Source organism: Microbulbifer halophilus, from assembly GCF_026183675.1.
Taxonomy (GTDB): domain Bacteria; phylum Pseudomonadota; class Gammaproteobacteria; order Pseudomonadales; family Cellvibrionaceae; genus Microbulbifer; species Microbulbifer halophilus.
The window spans coordinates 131,960-147,687 of record NZ_JAPIVK010000004.1; the positions used below are offsets into that span (position 1 = coordinate 131,960).

The 15,728-nt window shown below is 61.8% G+C and carries 15 protein-coding genes; 4 read left to right on the forward strand and 11 right to left on the reverse strand.

The window, feature by feature from the left end:
- Positions 1-161 precede the first annotated feature (161 nt).
- The 6 genes from OQE62_RS03580 to imuA all read right to left on the reverse strand — a co-directional run bounded on the left by OQE62_RS03580 (position 162) and on the right by imuA (position 7,523).
- On the reverse strand, positions 162-3,383 hold the full coding sequence (locus OQE62_RS03580) for an error-prone DNA polymerase (protein ID WP_265720621.1): 3,222 nt from the start codon (positions 3,381-3,383) through the stop codon (positions 162-164).
- 856 nt (positions 3,384-4,239) lie between these two features.
- Positions 4,240-4,530, reverse strand: a complete 291-nt coding sequence (locus OQE62_RS03585; protein ID WP_265720622.1) for a GIY-YIG nuclease family protein — start codon at positions 4,528-4,530, stop codon at positions 4,240-4,242.
- 19 nt (positions 4,531-4,549) lie between these two features.
- A complete protein-coding gene (locus tag OQE62_RS03590) occupies positions 4,550-4,828 on the reverse strand; it encodes a helix-turn-helix domain-containing protein (RefSeq protein WP_265720623.1) in 279 nt (92 codons plus the stop codon).
- Positions 4,821-5,147, reverse strand: a complete 327-nt coding sequence (locus OQE62_RS03595) for a type II toxin-antitoxin system RelE/ParE family toxin (protein ID WP_265720624.1) — start codon at positions 5,145-5,147, stop codon at positions 4,821-4,823. The genes OQE62_RS03590 and OQE62_RS03595 overlap by 8 nt, the downstream gene beginning before the upstream one ends.
- A 66-nt stretch (positions 5,148-5,213) precedes the next feature.
- Positions 5,214-6,725, reverse strand: a complete 1,512-nt coding sequence (locus OQE62_RS03600; protein ID WP_265720625.1) for a Y-family DNA polymerase — start codon at positions 6,723-6,725, stop codon at positions 5,214-5,216.
- 84 nt (positions 6,726-6,809) lie between these two features.
- Positions 6,810-7,523: a translesion DNA synthesis-associated protein ImuA gene (gene imuA, locus OQE62_RS03605; protein WP_265720626.1), complete on the reverse strand. Its 714-nt coding sequence runs from the start codon at positions 7,521-7,523 to the stop codon at positions 6,810-6,812.
- A gap of 193 nt (positions 7,524-7,716) precedes the next feature.
- Between imuA and dcd the strand changes: the two genes are divergently transcribed.
- The 3 genes from dcd to OQE62_RS03620 all read left to right on the forward strand — a co-directional run bounded on the left by dcd (position 7,717) and on the right by OQE62_RS03620 (position 9,910).
- Positions 7,717-8,286, forward strand: coding sequence for a dCTP deaminase (gene dcd / locus OQE62_RS03610; RefSeq protein WP_265720627.1), 570 nt, complete (start codon positions 7,717-7,719; stop codon positions 8,284-8,286).
- 42 nt (positions 8,287-8,328) lie between these two features.
- The gene (locus OQE62_RS03615) at positions 8,329-9,540 is read left to right on the forward strand and encodes a BaiN/RdsA family NAD(P)/FAD-dependent oxidoreductase (RefSeq protein WP_265720628.1); all 1,212 of its coding nucleotides are present in this window, start codon (positions 8,329-8,331) and stop codon (positions 9,538-9,540) included.
- Positions 9,541-9,724: 184 nt separating this feature from the next.
- On the forward strand, positions 9,725-9,910 hold the full coding sequence (locus OQE62_RS03620) for a hypothetical protein (RefSeq protein ID WP_265720629.1): 186 nt from the start codon (positions 9,725-9,727) through the stop codon (positions 9,908-9,910).
- 37 nt (positions 9,911-9,947) lie between these two features.
- On the opposite strand, the gene OQE62_RS03625 is transcribed toward OQE62_RS03620, so the two are convergent.
- Positions 9,948-10,220, reverse strand: coding sequence for a hypothetical protein (locus tag OQE62_RS03625; protein ID WP_265720630.1), 273 nt, complete (start codon positions 10,218-10,220; stop codon positions 9,948-9,950).
- Between the two features lie 93 nt (positions 10,221-10,313).
- Between OQE62_RS03625 and OQE62_RS03630 the strand changes: the two genes are divergently transcribed.
- Complete coding sequence (locus OQE62_RS03630) at positions 10,314-10,526, forward strand: DUF3820 family protein (protein WP_265720631.1); 213 nt, start codon at positions 10,314-10,316, stop codon at positions 10,524-10,526.
- 445 nt (positions 10,527-10,971) lie between these two features.
- Here OQE62_RS03630 and OQE62_RS03635 read toward each other — a convergent pair whose 3' ends face one another.
- The 4 genes from OQE62_RS03635 to OQE62_RS03650 form a co-directional block, all read right to left on the reverse strand.
- Positions 10,972-11,496, reverse strand: coding sequence for a hemerythrin domain-containing protein (locus tag OQE62_RS03635; RefSeq protein ID WP_265720632.1), 525 nt, complete (start codon positions 11,494-11,496; stop codon positions 10,972-10,974).
- A gap of 264 nt (positions 11,497-11,760) precedes the next feature.
- A complete protein-coding gene (locus OQE62_RS03640; protein ID WP_265720633.1) occupies positions 11,761-12,306 on the reverse strand; it encodes a Tll0287-like domain-containing protein in 546 nt (181 codons plus the stop codon).
- Positions 12,307-12,319: 13 nt separating this feature from the next.
- Positions 12,320-13,687, reverse strand: coding sequence for a cytochrome c3 family protein (locus tag OQE62_RS03645; RefSeq protein WP_265720634.1), 1,368 nt, complete (start codon positions 13,685-13,687; stop codon positions 12,320-12,322).
- Positions 13,687-15,693, reverse strand: coding sequence for an FAD-dependent oxidoreductase (locus OQE62_RS03650; protein ID WP_265720635.1), 2,007 nt, complete (start codon positions 15,691-15,693; stop codon positions 13,687-13,689). The genes OQE62_RS03645 and OQE62_RS03650 overlap by 1 nt, the downstream gene beginning before the upstream one ends.
- Positions 15,694-15,728 lie beyond the last annotated feature (35 nt).

Here is a 15,728-nt window from a genome sequence, read left to right on the forward strand (position 1 = left end):
CAGTGAGGTGAGTCAAGAAACAGGCGGTGGGGAGTCTGGTGAGATTCGGGTATCCTGGAGCCTGGGTAGCGCGTCTCTGGGGCAGGTCCTGCCGTTATATGAGTCTGCATCGGATTGGTTGGTGCGCGCGGCGCACTCTGCGTTTACTGGGAAAAATACCTTCAATGAAAGCTTCTCACCGCCTGTATTCCCTGCCACGCCAGGCAGCGGATCTTCTGCCCCACCAGGTGAACTACTGAATAGCCTTTATCCGTGCTGACCTGCACGGTGCCGCCGATCTCCAGAATATTTCCCCGTTTTATCTCCGCCCGGTAGCGCTGCTGTACCTGCTCCCATAGCACCACATTTACCACCCCGGTTTCGTCCTCCAGGGTCAGGAATATTACGCCGGAGGCACTGCCGGGGCGCTGGCGGCAGGTGACCAGGCCGGCGATGGTTGCCCACTGGCCGTTGTGGAAATGGGGCAGCTGTTGTGCCGTGTTGTGTTTGCGGAATCGGTCCCGGCGGCGCAGCAGGGCGATGGGGTGTTCTCGCAGGGTCAGGCCGGTGCTGGTGTAGTCGCTGTAGCTGTTGTCCTCGGTGGAGTTGCCGGGGGTGTGTTCGGTCACTGTGGTGTCTTCCGCTTCCGGGTTGAGGGAGCGCCAGGTGTCCAGATAGCGGTTTTCGGTCAGGCTTTTGAAGGTGTCGGCGCTGGCCAGGGCCGTGATCTGGTCTTTGGGGAGCCGGGTCAGGGTGCGGAACTGGGTGAGGGAGGTGAAGGTGTGGGATTCCCTCAGGGTGGTAATGGTGGTTGCGGAGGTTTCATCCAGGCTCTTGATCAGGCGCATGCCGAGGCGGAGGGGTGGTTGGTTCTGGTTTGTTGGTTGTTGATGGGGGCCGTCGGGCGTGTTGATGGGCACGCTGCGCTTTGCCCATCCTACAGTTGTTGTGTTGGGTGTTGGTGATTCGGGGGAGTGGCACTCGAGGTGGCTTTGTTCGAGGCCCTCTCCCCCAGCCCCTCTCCCAGAGGGAGAGGGGGGCGGCAGTTCGAGGTTGTGGTGCCAGGTGCTATTGAGAATGTCGATTGGTAGCACTTTCACGTTGTGACGTTGGGCGTCGTAGACCAGTTGGGCGGGGGCGTAGAAGCCCATGGGTTGGCTGTTTAGGAGGCCGCAGTAGAAGGCGGCCGGGTGGTGGTGTTTTACCCAGGCTGAGAAGTAGGCGAGCAGGGCGAAGCTGGCGGAGTGGGATTCGGGGAAGCCGTAGGCACCGAAACCTTTCATCTGGTTGAAGAGTTGTTCGGCGAAGTCGGTGCTGTAACCATTGGCCTGCATGCCGCGGATCAGCCTGTCGCGGAATTTGTACAGGTCTCCGTTCTTGCCCCAGCTGGCCATGGCGCGGCGGAGTTCGTCGGCCTCGCCGCCGCTGAAGCCGGCGGCGACCATGGAGAGCTGGATCACCTGTTCCTGGAATATGGGGACCCCTTTGGTGCGTTCGAGCACCGGTTTCAGTTTTTCGTGGGGGTAGGTGACCGCTTCCTCGCCGTGTTTGCGGCGCAGGTAGGGGTGGACCATGTCGCCCTGGATGGGGCCGGGGCGGACGATGGCGACTTCGATCACCAGTTCGTAGAAGCTCTCCGGTCTCAGCCTGGGCAGCATGCTCATCTGCGCGCGGGACTCGATCTGGAAGACGCCGACGGTGTCGGCGCGGCAGATCATCCTGTAGACGTCCGGGTCTTCGCGGGGGATATCCTGTAGCTCGAGCCTGGAGCCGTAGAGGGCGATAGCATTCAGGGATTTGCGCAGGGCGGTGAGCATGCCCAGTGCCAGGACATCCACCTTCATCAGTTTCAGGTCTTCGATATCCTCTTTGTCCCACTGCACGATGGTGCGGTCCTCCATGGCCGCGTTCTCGATTGGCACCAGGTGGTAAAGCGGTTGTTCGGTAATCACGAAGCCGCCCACATGCTGGGACAGGTGGCGGGGGAAGCCGTGGATCTGTTGCAGCAGTTGCGGCAGGGCCCTGCCGATGGTGCTGTGCGGGTCCAGGCCGACTTTCTGCATCTGCTGCGGGAAGTCTTCCATTTTGTCCCACCAGGCGCGTTCGGCAATCAGTTGTTCGATGGTGGCGGCGCCGATACCCAGGGCCTTACCGATATCCCGCAGGGCACTTTTGAAACGGTAAGAGATCTTGGTGGCGGCGAGGCCGGCGCGGTCGCGGCCGTATTTGCGGTAGATGTACTGGATGATTTCCTCGCGCCTTTCGTGTTCGAAGTCCACGTCGATATCCGGCGGCTCGTTGCGCTCGCGGGAGATAAAGCGCTCGAACAGGAGCTGGACTTTTTCCGGGTCCACTTCGGTGATCAGCAGGCAGTAGCAGACCACGGAGTTGGCGGCGGAGCCTCGGCCCTGGTAGAGAATGTGCTGGCTGCGGGCGTACTGGACGATATCGTGGATGGTGAGGAAGTAGTGTTCGTACTCCAGTTCGGCGATGATCTCGAGTTCACTGTCGATCTGCCTGGCGATACGCTCGCTGGGTCCTTCTGGCCAGCGTATTTTTGCACCGGTCTCAACCAGTTCGCGCAAGTGGGCGCTGACGGTTTTGTTTTTTGGCAGCACTTCGGATGGGTACTGGTAGCGCAGTTCGCCGAGGCTGAAATGGCAGCGGTCGGCGATGGCGAGGGTATTCTCTAGCGCATCGGCGGGGTAGAGGGACTGGATATCCCCGGGGCTGCGCAGGTAGCGCTCGGCGTTCTGTTCGATCCGGTAGCCGAGCTGGTCCAGGGTGCAGTGGTGGTAGTTGGCGTTGAGCACATCCTGCAGGGGTTTGCGGCTGCGGCAGTGCATCAGGGCGGCACTGGTGGCCACCAGTGGCAGTTGTTCGCTGCGGGCAAATTCTATCAAGGCGTGGTTGCGGCGGTTCTGCTGTGGCAATAAGTGGTTGCTGAAGGCGATATACAGGCGCTTGCCGAAGTGCTCTTTCAGTGGCTGTAGCATCGCCAGCGGCTCCCGGCCCGGTAGCCAGATGGCGATGCTTTTGTGGCAGAGGTCGAGCAGGTCACGCAGGTGGGTGCGGTAGTGGCCTTTTTCCTCGCGCAGGCGCGAGCGGGAGATCAGTTGGCAGATCTCGCTGTAGGCGGCCTGGTCCGGGGCCAGCAGTACGACTTTTTCGCCTTCTTCGGTCTGGAAAAGACTGCCGCAGATCAGTTTGAGTTGGCTGCCGGCGGCTTTCAGGTTTTGTAGCTCCCTGTAGGCGCGGACTACGCCGGAAAGGGAACACTCGTCGGTGATGGCCAGGGCCCTGTAGCCGAGTTGGTGTGCGGTCTGCACCAGTTCCTGCGGATGGGAGGCGCCCTGGAGGAAGGAGAAGTTGCTTTGGCAGAAGAGTTCGGCGTAGTACTGCATGGGTGCGTCACTCGTGTTTGTATCGAAGCCGCTATTCCAGCGGAGGCGTTATCCCGGTATCGGATCGAGTCCGGTATGACAAAATGATCCGGGATTCGATTGAGGGGCCCCGTTCCCTGGATTCCGGCCTTTGCCGGAATGACGGCAGGGGGCCTTGTCATCCCGGACTTGATCCGGGCTCCAGTTGAGGGGCCCCGTTCCCTGGATTCCGGCTTTCGCCGGACTGACGGCAGGGGGCCTTGTCATCCCGGACTTGATCCGGGATCCAGTTGAGGGGCCCCGTTCCCTGGATTCCGGCCTTCGCCGGAATGACGGCAGGGGGGGCCTCGTCGTCCCGGACTTGATCCGGGATCCAGTTGAGGGGCCGGTTCCCTAGATTCCGGCTTTCGCCGGAATGACGGCAGGGGGCCTTGTCATCCCGGACTTGATCCGGGCTCCAGTTGAGGGGCCCCGTTCCCTGGATTCCGGCTGACGCCGGAATGACGGCAGGAGGCCTTGTCATCCCGGCCTTGATCCGGGATCCCGTTGAGGGGCCGGTTCCCTAGATGCCGGCTTTCGCCGGAATGACGGCAGGGGGCCTTGTCATCCCGGCCTTGATCCGGGATCCAGTTGAGGGGCCCCGTTCCCTGGATTCCGGCTTTCGCCGGAATGACGGCAGGAGGCCTTGTCATCCCGGACTTGATCCGGGATCCAGTTGAGGGGCCCCGTTCCCTGGATTCCGGCTTTCGCCGGAATGACGGCAGGAGGCCTTGTCATCCCGGACTTGATCCGGGATCCAGTTGAGGGGCCCCGTTCCCTGGATTCCGGTACCGGATCAGGTCCGGCATGACGTTCCTTTGCCGGAATGACGAGACGCTTAGAATATTTCGGAGTAGAGGTCTCGCCAGTGTGGATTGAACTGTTCGATTAAATTGAGCTTCCAGATCCTCTTCCAGTTTTTGATGGCTTTTTCTCTGCTGATTGCATTCTCCATAGTGCTGTGCATTTCGTACCAGACGAGATTCTTGACGGTGTACTTTTTGGTAAAGCCATCGATAAAGCCATTCTTGTGTTGCCATATCCTCTGTACCAGGTTGGAGGTGGCACCCGTATAAAGAGTACCGTTGCGCTTGCTACTAAGGATGTAGATACAAGGTTGTCTGTTCACTATTGAACATGCCTTTATATTATGCCGCGTGGAACTCTACAGTGATTTCAAAGCCGCACGCATGTGCGTATTTCTTTAGAACCTTCCAACTGGGGTTGGTGTTACCTCTTTCCAGACGGCAGATATTACTTTTCTGGGTACCCATACGCTGTGCCAGCTCTTCCTGGGTCAGGCCGGCAGCAGTCCTCATTTTCAGGAGTTTGTCGATTAGTTCGAACTCTTCTTCAAGAGCATCGTATTCGTGCCGCACTTCAGGGGTTTGAAGTGCGCGCTCTTTCAGTTTCTGGAGTTCACTCATTGTGATTGATCTCTTTCATTCGGGCTTGTGCCAGGCGCAATTCTTTCACGGGTAGTTTCTGGGACTTCTTGACGAAGGCATGCAAGATATAAATTCTCTTGCCCTGTGCATAACAGAATAGTGCCCTGGCAATTCCCTCGCTGGCTTTCGCCCTGATCTCAAACAGCCCATTGCCCACGGGGGCAGTGTGGGGCGCGCCCAGATTGGCGCCATAGGATTCTATTAGTTCGAGAAGCCTGAGCATTCGCGCCTGTAGCTTGGGTGGCATTTTCAGGATGTCATCCTCAACGCCATCGCAGAAGTTGACTGCCCATTCCACTTTCTTCTCCAATGAAATATTATCATATATGATAACTTATAAGTGTTCAAATTACATACAGAAGGCTTAGGAATATATTCCCTGCAGATACCAATCCTCCGATGTCAGGTCCTGAAACACCCAGTAGAGCCCCCCTTCCTCCCCTCGGGCGATGTAGTAATCCCGCCCGTGGCGGCCGTGTTGCCACCAGTAGCCGTCGATCCGCTCAGGGCCCTGTAGCAGCTTGATCTCGCCGCGGTAGAAGAGGCGGTGTTCGCGGCTCTGCAGTTTGTCCGGGCGCTGCAGCAGCCAGGTGGGTCGGGGGGCGTTGACGGGGTTTAGCTGATGGCCCTTCCTGTTCCGGCCGCTCTGCAGTACCAGGGTATCGGCGCTGGCCCAGGCCTGTTCCGGCAGGTGGCTCTCCCTGAGGGTGACACCGGAGAGGGCCTCGTGACCCAGGCGGGCCTGGAGTCTGTCCAGTAGCTGGTGGCTGCGCTGTAGCGCGGTGTTCTCGCCGAACAGGTCGTCGTCCAGTGCTTGTTGATCCAGGGGGTGCAGCCGGTCGCAGGTCAGGGTGAGGGCCTGTATCGGCTGTTCCAGGGTCAGTCTTTCCAGTTGCAGCCTGGTCAGTGCGATCAGCCGCTGCGGGTCCAGCAGCGGGCGCGAGGTTTCCACGCTGAAGACTTTGCAGCCCCGCTTTCCGAAATCCAGCTTCCAGCGCAGCTGCTGGCTGTAGAGCTGGCGGCGCTGCAGTTGCTGGCAGAGTTCGCGAACCAGGCGGCCGGCGGGAAACAGCAGTTGTTCGCTGTTGTCCAGCGGGCTGGGGAAAAACAGCTCGTTGTGGAATTCCGGCGGTGGCGTGTAGCTGGGTACCGGGTCGTGGCGGCCGCCGTTGAGGCGCGCCAGGTAGTCGACGAAACCGCGGCCGAAGCGGCTGCCCACTTCGGACAGGGGAATGGCCAGCAATTGGCTGACCCGCTTGATACCGCAGGCGTAGAGCTTGGCGATGGTCTTGTTGTCGCAGTCGAGCAGTTTGCTGGGACAGAAGCTGATCCACTGGCGCCACTGCTGGGCCGTGGGCGGGGTCCCGGTTTCCCGCAGCCACTGGCGGTGTTCCGGTAGCTGGCTGAGCATGCGCGCGGCGCTGGGGCTGTGGCCAAGGCCCATGAAGGTACTGATGCGCATCTGGCGCAGTTCGCGCTTGAGTTGTTGTAGCAGCGGCTGCAGGCCGCCGCTGGCCTTGAGACAGCCGGAGAGTTCCAGATAGAGGCAGGCGAAGCGGTTGTCGCCGGCGTCGATGGAGCCGGCGGCCTGGGGGGAGACTACCGGGGTGAAGCTGTAGCCCCATTGGGCCAGTTGCTGCAGTTGCTGCTCTTCCCGCCGGGTGTCGCGCTGCAACAGTTGCAGGTCGGCGCAGAGGGCGCAGGCGGTGGCGATGGTGAGGCCGGTTTCCACGCCGCGTTCGGCGGCAGGGCGGTTGGCGTCTACGATCAGTTGCTCTTCCACCACGGCCTGGGCGGTTTTCCGGTCGCCGTCTCGCTGGGCGCGGGTCAGGACTTCCAGGGGGAGTTTGGGGAATTGGAGGCAGAGCCAGAGCATGGTGTGTTTCCGTTTTTCCAGACGTTACGTAGAAACGGGGCCTGGCGGCACCGGTGCGCACGGCGCACCCTACGCCAGTCCCCATCAATGCAGGGGCCGGTCGCGGCGGGTCAGGTCCGGGTTGCGGGCCAGGTGGAGTTGCTGGCCGGAGCGGCCGCCGAGCTGTTTCAGCAGTTTTACTGCCAGTTGTTCGCCGTCGCTGGCCAGGCCCAGGCGCAGGCTGGCCGGGGAGGGGCTGGTGGCGGTGGAAGCGGGGCGGAAATGGAAGTGGCTGCAGTCGCCCTCGCGGGCGGCGAGCTGCAGGCGGCGGAGGTCTTTGTCTACCGGGGCCTGCCGGCCCTGCCAACTGAGCAGGGCGCCGCAGCAGCCGGATTGCAGGGACTGCTCGACTGCCCAGAGCTCGTCCTTGTGGCCGCGCGGGTGCAGGATCAGCAGCTTTTCCAGCTGTACGCCGGCGCTGGCCAGCGCCGGGGCGTAGGGGATGAAGGGCGGGTTGACCAGTACCACCATCTGTTCGCGCCGGGTCATTTCCGCCAGGGCCGGCAGCAGCAGGGACATTTCGCCCACGCCGGATTGGTTCACCAGCAGCTCGGTGGTGGCGCCGCGGGGCCAGCCGCGGCCGGCGAGCAGGGCGTCCAGGGCGGCGTAGCCGGTGGTGATGCCGCGGCGACTGTTTTCCGGGGAGACGCCGTTGGCGGCCTGCCAGATATCCGGCCGCGCGAGTAGCCGGCTCAGCCGCTGGTGTCTGGAGTCTTCGCTTAACTGCTTGTTTTGCAATATATTTTCGGCGTTGCTCACGATTTTTGGCCCTCTCTTTGCACCCCGTTGGGGTGTGACTGTATATATGTACAGCTATTACTGGCAATTTATACAGTAGTTGGTCCGGGGCAACAAGGGGATGGAGTTCTGACTGGCACTTTTTTGTACAGCGCAAACCGGCTATTATTCGGCCTCTTCAGAAACAGCCACAAAAGTACCCAGGGGGAGCGGAGTGAGTATCAAGTCCGACAGGTGGATTCGCCGGATGGCCGAGCAGCACGGCATGATCGAGCCGTTCGAGGCAGGCCAGGTGCGCCACAATGGCAGCGGTGAGCGGCTGATCTCCTACGGCACCTCCAGCTACGGCTACGACGTGCGCTGTTCCGGCGAGTTCAAGATCTTCACCAACGTGCATTCCGCCACCGTGGATCCCAAGACCTTCGACGAGAACAGCTTTGTCGATGTGGAGGGGGACTCCTGTGTGATTCCGCCGAATTCCTTCGCGCTGGCGCGCACTGTGGAGTATTTCCGTATTCCGCGCTCGGTGCTGACGATTTGTCTCGGAAAATCGACGTATGCCAGATGTGGCATCATAGTCAACGTAACGCCCTTGGAACCCGAATGGGAAGGTCACGTCACCCTGGAGTTCTCCAACACCACCAACCTGCCGGCCAAGATCTACGCCAACGAGGGCGTGGCGCAGATGCTGTTTTTCGAATCCGACGAGGTCTGCGATGTGTCCTATAAAGACCGCGGCGGCAAGTACCAGGGCCAGCGCGGCGTGACGCTGCCGCGGGCCTGATCCCCTCCGGATCGCGGCCGAAGGGCCGCGGAACCTCTTTTCATGAATAAACCTTCTGCAAATACCCTGCCCGGGCGTGTCGATGTCTTGATCGTCGGCGCCGGCGCCGCCGGCCTGATGTGCGCGGCCACCGCCGGCCGACGGGGCCGCAGTGTGCTGGTGCTGGACCGCGCCAACAAGGTGGGCAAGAAGATCCTGATGTCCGGCGGCGGCCGCTGCAATTTCACCAACCTGTACACGGCGCCGGAAAATTTCTACAGCCGCAATCCGCACTTCTGCAAATCGGCCCTGGCCCGCTACACCCAGTGGGACTTTATCGCGCTGGTGGAGCAGTACGGGATTCCGTACCACGAGAAGACCCTGGGCCAGCTGTTCTGCGACAACAAGTCCAAAGACATTGTCGACCTGTTGCTGGCGGAATGCCGCGCGGCCAGGGCGCAGGTCCGCACCCGCTGCGAGATCGAATCAGTGGCCGCGCGCGACGGCGGGGGTTACCGGCTGCAGACAAGTCTCGGTGCAGTGGAGTGCGAATCGCTGGTGATTGCCTCCGGTGGCCTGTCGATTCCCACCATGGGCGCCACCGGATTCGGCTACGATATTGCGCGGCAGTTTGGCCTCGATATAGTGCCCACGCGTGCGGCGCTGGTGCCTTTTACCCAGCACAAAGACGAACTGGAGCAGCAGCAAGACCTGCCCGGCAGCGCACTGGCGGTAACCGCCAGCTGCGATGAAGGTGCCTTCAACGAGCAGATGCTGTTTACCCACAGGGGCCTCAGCGGGCCGGCGGTGTTGCAGATCTCCAGCCACTGGCGCGAGGGACGGATGGTGGCATTCGACCTGGCGCCGGGTACGGACCTGCCCGAATGGTTAAAGCAGCAGCGCACGGAAAAGCCCGACACCCACCTGCACAGTGTGCTGGCGGATATCTGGAGCAAAAAGTTGGTCCGGTTCTTCCTGCAAAAGCACGGTATTGAAAGCCGGCCCCTGAAACAGTACGGCGAAAAAGCACTGATGGAGATCGGCGAAAAACTGCAGACCTGGAAGCTGGTGCCGTCGGGCACCGAGGGCTACCGCACGGCGGAAGTGACCCTGGGCGGTGTGGATACCGACAACATTTCCTCGCGCACCATGGAGTGCAAAAGCCGGCCGGGGTTGTATTTTATCGGTGAGGTGCTGGACGTGACCGGCTGGCTGGGCGGGTACAATTTCCAGTGGGCCTGGGCCTCGGGGCACGCGGCTGGGGAAGCGGTTTGATCCCGAAAGCGGGTAGGGTGCGCCGGCCGACTCGTTGTCTGTAAGCGGACCCAGTGGCGCCCTGCTGCCGGTGGCTGTTTGCTCAACAGCCTCATCGGCAATCGTTTCACAAACAGCCCCCGGCAGCAGGGCCTTCACACCCGGCTTCAGGATTCTTTTCACCCGTTGCGCAGAGGTTCGACAAATGGGCGATGTGATTCGTTTCAAGAAGAAAACCCCTTGGCAGAAACACAAGGGCAAAAGCCTGTGCCGCGAGGGGTTTCACAAGTGGGTGGTGGTGACGGAGCGCAAGTTCGATGTAAAGCGGGGAAAGCTGGTCACCGAGTACCGCTGCCAGCGCTGCGGCAGGTCGAAAACCAGGCTGTTGTAGGGAAGGTCGGGGAGCCCGGCCGGACTCCCCGGGCGGCTCAGCGCCTGTACACGCGGTTGCCGTGCCGATCGTAGCGGTAGTGCTTTTTCTTCTCGCGATCGTACAGCCAGCCGCCGACGCCGCCGAGAACAGCGCCCGCCGCTGTGGCCCCCGGTTCGCCGCCGCTGATCAGGGCCCCGGTCACCGCGCCGATACCGACACCGGAACCGACCCGCCGGTCGCTATCGCTCATGTTGGCGCAGCCCACGGTCGCCAGGCTGGCGGCAAGAATTGAGGCCAGCCCCATACGTCTGACAGATTCGAATTGCATAGAAACTCCCGGTAATGCTCAGTTCAGGGATTACCCGGAGCAGTGTAGGGTGGCGGAATCCCATCGACGATATTTTTCTGGACGGAAACCGATATGCTGGAAAAACAGGATCTGCTGGATATTGCCCGCACTCCCATGCCCTTTGGCAAGTATACCGGGCGTATGCTGATCGACCTGCCGGAGGAATACCTGCTCTGGTTTGCGAAAAAAGAGTTTCCTGCCGGGCGCCTGGGCAGGCTGATGGCGCTGACGCTGGAGATCAAAATCGAGGGGCTCGAGGGGTTGGTGAAGCCACTGAAAGAGTAGCTGTTCGCATGGGGCCCCGGGTATCGGCGCGGTGCGCCTGTATCGCGCCCTGTCGTCATTCCGATGAATGCAGGAATCCAGGTTTCGTGACTCGCCTCTGGATCCCGGGTCGAGCCCGGGATGACGCCGCGTCCACCGGCATGGCGAACTCATTGGCAAATAGTTTGGAATCACGTCCGCCGACACTAATATATAAATACCCGGGCGAGAGCAGTCCCCGAGGGAAAAGGGGAGCAAGAAGAAGCGGTCCGCAACTGGAGACTGGACTGACCCGTAAATAGACCCACAGCGGGTGACCACTGGTCTGATAGCAAAGACTTCAGCGAGGTGAACAGCGGGAGTAGAGCCAGTCAGCTTCGTAAGAGGGAGCGGTCGAAATGAATTCGGCCGCTTTATTCTGTCCGCAGGTTTTCCCCGCCACTGTATACATCGAAAGTACCTGTCGTCAGGCGGGTTCGTAGAGGATGTAGAGTTCCTTCTCCTCGAGCGAGACCCGGCGGGTCAGCGCCTCTCCCACCTTCCGGTAGTCCCGCTCGAAGCTGCGCAGCATCTGCTCGGAAAACGCCTCGTGGTTGTAGCGTTTGCAGAAATGCATCACGGCGTTGGCAATCTCGTTCATGTCCGTGCGGAAATCCTTCACTACCTGCAGGGTGTGCACATCCCCGGCCAGGTGCTGTTCCAGGTAGACGTAGAAGCGCACATTTTCCTTGATCAGGTGCGCCTGGAAACCGGATTTGAAGAGGGTCAGAAGGTGTGCCAGCCGGTAGAAATCCCGCTGCTGGAAGCCTTCGTCCCAGATTCGCTGGAAGAGGTCCACCAGAGTGGCGTGGTCTTTCTTCAGCGAGTGGACCAGGGTGGGGTCGTAGCTGATGGTGCGGCCCCCGGTTGCGGTGGCGTGGTTACTGCGCTGGTAACGCTCCTCGAAGTTGGCGTTGTCGCTTCGGAACAGGTCGGTAATAAAACTGAACATACTTCCCCCTTCAGGTTTTTATCGGTGCAATTCCGTTTTCGGTCGCTGTAGTTTGGCAGTACCGACTGGGAAGTGGAGGTCCGGATCTCCGAGAGAAGCTAGTGCAGTTACGCGTTGTGCAGCGGACTTTTCTTCCGTCTTGAGATGGGGGTCAAGTTTTCAGGAGGGAGGTGGCGCCAGCGGTTTCAGAAGCGCGTCGATCAGATAGGGGGTCGTATTTTCCGGGGCGATCCCCTGGCCGCCCCGGAAAATGCGGCAGAATCATCAGAGCGGAATACGCACCACGACACCGCCCATGGTTTCGTCCAGTTCGAAATCCGTGCGCGGACTATCGATATGGTCGTTGTGACAGCTGACGCAGGCCGGCGAGACGGCTACGTCCGGGTAGATGGCAGTGAAGTATTCCGTGTCGCCCAGGGTTTCTCGGCCGTAGAAATTTTTCCCCGGGTTGTCGATCACGAACTGCAGCCCCTCTTTTTCCAGCTCGGTGCGCGGCTTGTTCTGCTTGTTGATCGCCCACAGGGATAGCAGCGCATAGTTGAAACCGGCCTCCTTCTCCGCCACCCGCTCGGCGCCCATGCGCATCATTTGGGCCGGCAGCGGCAGGGCGCTGTTATCTTTCCAGTGTTCGTCGGCTTTGATCACCTTTTCCTCATTCTGCAGCCGGTTTACCACATTGTTGGTGTAGCTGGCGCGGTCGGCCTCGATCACGGCAAAGATGGCGTCGGCCATCCGTTCCGGCGCGATCCCCTGCTTCTGCCCGCAGGCGCTCAGCAGGGCGGCGGCGACGATGAAAGTGACAATACGCATGGTGTTTCCCCTCCTATTGGGATTTTTTGTTGTTGGCGATTTGTTTGATCCGCTCCCGGATCAGGTCGAAGGTCCTGTGCCCGGCATCGGGCTTGCGGTTGAAGTTGTGTGCGATCAGCGCTTCGTCCGCCAGTGCGGCGAGCGCGAACTCGGCCCCGTGGCAGTTCAGGCACACCGGCAGCATCTTGTCGTTGGGGCGCAGGTTGTGGTTCTGGTTGTGGTTGACCAGGATGCGCTCGCCTCCCTGCGGGCCCGGGTGTGTTTCCCGCGGCAGGTGGCAGCCGGCGCAGCTGACGCCGGCAGGATCGCCGGCGCTCCACTGGCGGAAGTGTGCGGACTCCGTGAAAGCCTGGCTGTGCTCGTCGTTGTGGCAGCCGAGGCAGGCTTCCACCGCGGCGAACTGCAGATCGGTTTCGTGCGGTCCGTGGCAACTGGTGCAACTGAGCTCGCCGCTGGCCGACTCGCGCATCGGCAGTAGTGCCTGCTGTGGCGACATGGCGCCGGCGCGCTCGACGAAATCCTGTGGCAGCCTGGAGGAGAGACGCATACCGTGCTTGCCCTGTGTAAACGTCTCGCGCTGTTCGCTGTGGCAGCTGCCGCACCGGGCGACGATTTCGGCACTGGAAAACTGCATCTGGCCGTCGGTGTGGCAGCCGCTGCAGTTGACGTCCACACGCGCGTGCACGCTGTCGGCCCAGGTCCCGGCGATATCTGCGGAAGCGCCGGCTGAGATGTCCGCATCTCCTGTCTGCAGGGGGGGTGTGTCCGGGTGTTCCCGCAACCAGGCGTGCATCGCGGTGCGCGCCGGTAGACGGGCATCGGGCAGCAGGCCGGGTTGGCCGGCGTGGGCGATCAGGAAATCCTCGTACAGGTTGCGGTTGTCGTGAAAGTTGTGACAGCCGGCGCTGGCGCAGCTGTCGAAGGCGAGTTCCCGATGGCTCGGCCGGTTTTCGGCGATATCGCTGTGGCAGTGGAAACAGAAATCCCCGGCCAGGGTGACGCCCATATCGCGGGTGATCTCCGGCTTGTGCTCTACATGGCAGGTGACGCACTGGCGCGCGTCCAGCTTGCCGAGCAGCGCGGCATTGCGCGGATCCAGGAATTTTGTCCGCGGGTGCGAGTCGTCGGCGATTTCCAGTTCTTCGGCGTGGCAGTCCAGGCAGGCCTGCTGCATGGCGTCGGCGCCGGAGAAGCCGTCGCTGTGGCAACTGCTGCAGGCCATTTCCATCTGGTGGTGGCCGTGTGTGGGTTCGCCGCTGATAAACAGGGACTTGTCGGACAGCTCCAGGTTGTAGGTCGCCGAGGCGGCGATCAGCAACGTGACTATCAGCCCCCAGTGCCAGAAGCGAAAGCGCCGGAAGTTGAAGCGAGAACCTTTCATCAGAAGTAGTAGACCGCGAGTATGTGGTAACCGATCAGCGCCGGCATTGCCCAGAGGAGGGCGTAGTGAACCCGCGACCACCATTTGCGGTGTTCGCGCAGTTTGATGTCCGTCCAGTGGTGGTTGCGGGCCATGAAGACGCCGACGAGGGCGCCGGTAGTGGTGGCGGCGAGAAAGTCCAGCATCAGCACCAGGTTGAGGTTTTCACCCAGGCGGAAGCCGGTATGGACCACCAGCACCGCCAGCGCCGCGCCGCCGATCACGCTGTGTACATAGCGCCAGTGATCCACATGGCCGTAGTGCAGCCGGCGCCAGCGCTTGCGCAGGCTGAGGGTGGCGGTAAGCAGGCAGCACGCCAGCAGGGTGTAGCCGCTGACCTGTTTCCAGAAGTTGTCGTACCAGAGTTCCTGCCAGTACCAGTGACTCTGCACGCTCTCGGAAACCGGTGCCGGCGGCATCAGCAGGGCCAGGGCAATCAGCAGCAGGGAGATGATTGAGGTCACCAGGATGCCGCGCGCGTGGCGCATCACCAGGTTGGGGGCGGGGGCGTCCAGCAGTTCTGCCACCAGCGGGCCGCAACTGCCGCACACGGATCCGGCGTTGGTCGCCTGCTGCAGTTCCATCGGCGTGCGCTTGCCCTGGGAGATGGCCCGGCAGAGCTCGCCCTTGCTGACATTGTTGCACTGGCACACCAGGTAGCTGTCGGGCTGCGCCTTGATACCGCGCTCGGCGCGCTTTTCCCACAGCCGGCCCTCGCGCTCGAAGCGCTGCAGGGCGCGCCCGATGACCGTGTCGCCGTCGGCGACGGCCTGGCGCAGGCGGTTGGCCTCATCCCAGTTGCCGATATACACGGCGCCGACGATGCGCTGGCCGCTGAGCCGCAGCAGCCGGTAGAGCCCCCTGAAGCGATTGCGGTAGACGTATTGCTGCTGGCTGTTTTCCTCGCCGCCGATCACGGCACAGGGAATATGGGCGATCTTGAGCTGGATATCCGTGGGGCTGCCGCGGTAGGGGCGTGGGTCCGACAGATCGCGGGTTTCGCGACAGATATGGGCGCAGCAGGCCTCCGCCTGCTCGTAGCCGGGGCGCACGAACTGGTAGATCCGCCGCGCGAACTCGGCGCATTCGCCCACGGCATAGATATGCGGGTCGGAGGTGCGCATCCACTCGTCGGTGACGATACCGCGGCCGGTTTCCAGTCCGCAGGATTCCGCCAGGGTGACCGCCGGGCGGATACCGGTGCAGAGCACCACGGCGTCGGTCGTCATTGTCCCACCGTCGGCGAAGCGCAGCCTCTCGGCGCGGCCGTCGCCCTCGATGGCCGCCAGCGGCTCGCCGGTCCGGAGCTCGACCCCCAGTGCGGTCATCGCATTCTGCAGGTACTCGGCGCCCTCGTCTCCCAGCAGCCCGCCGAGTATCTGCCCGCGGGATTGCAGGGTCACGCGGTTGCCCCGGGTCTTGAGCGCCGCGGCGGCCTCGAGGCCCAGGGCGCCGGCGCCGATTACGCAGATATGGCGGTCGCTGTCGCGCAGGCGGATCAGGGCTTCGGTATCGCGCAGGCTGCGGAAGGGGTAGACGTTGGACAGGTCTACGCCGGGGATGTCCGGTACGGCCGGTTCCGAACCGGTGGCCAGGATCAGTTTGTCGTAGGGCTGGCGCCCGCCGCCGGTATCGATCAGAACCCTGTTTTCGCGGTCGATGGTGCTGATGCGACGGCTGTTGAAAGTCGCCAGGCGGCTGTCCGGGTCGCTGTGTACCGGGTTGTCGAGATCGGCCAGGGAGAGTTGGTCGGCCAGGTACTGGGAGAGTTTGACGCGGTTGTAGGGGTTGGTGGCTTCGTCGCCAAACACCACCACCTGCGCCCGTCCGCTGTACTCCAGCAGCTTCTGGGCACAGCGGATACCGACGGGGCCGTTGCCGACAACGGCGTATACCGGATAGCCGGAGTCGGTGGGGTTGTTTATCGACCTGTGGGGAGAAGCTGGTAGCTCGAGTTCATCGGCCATGGTTCCCCCCGGAAAGACTGCTGTTGATCAATGGC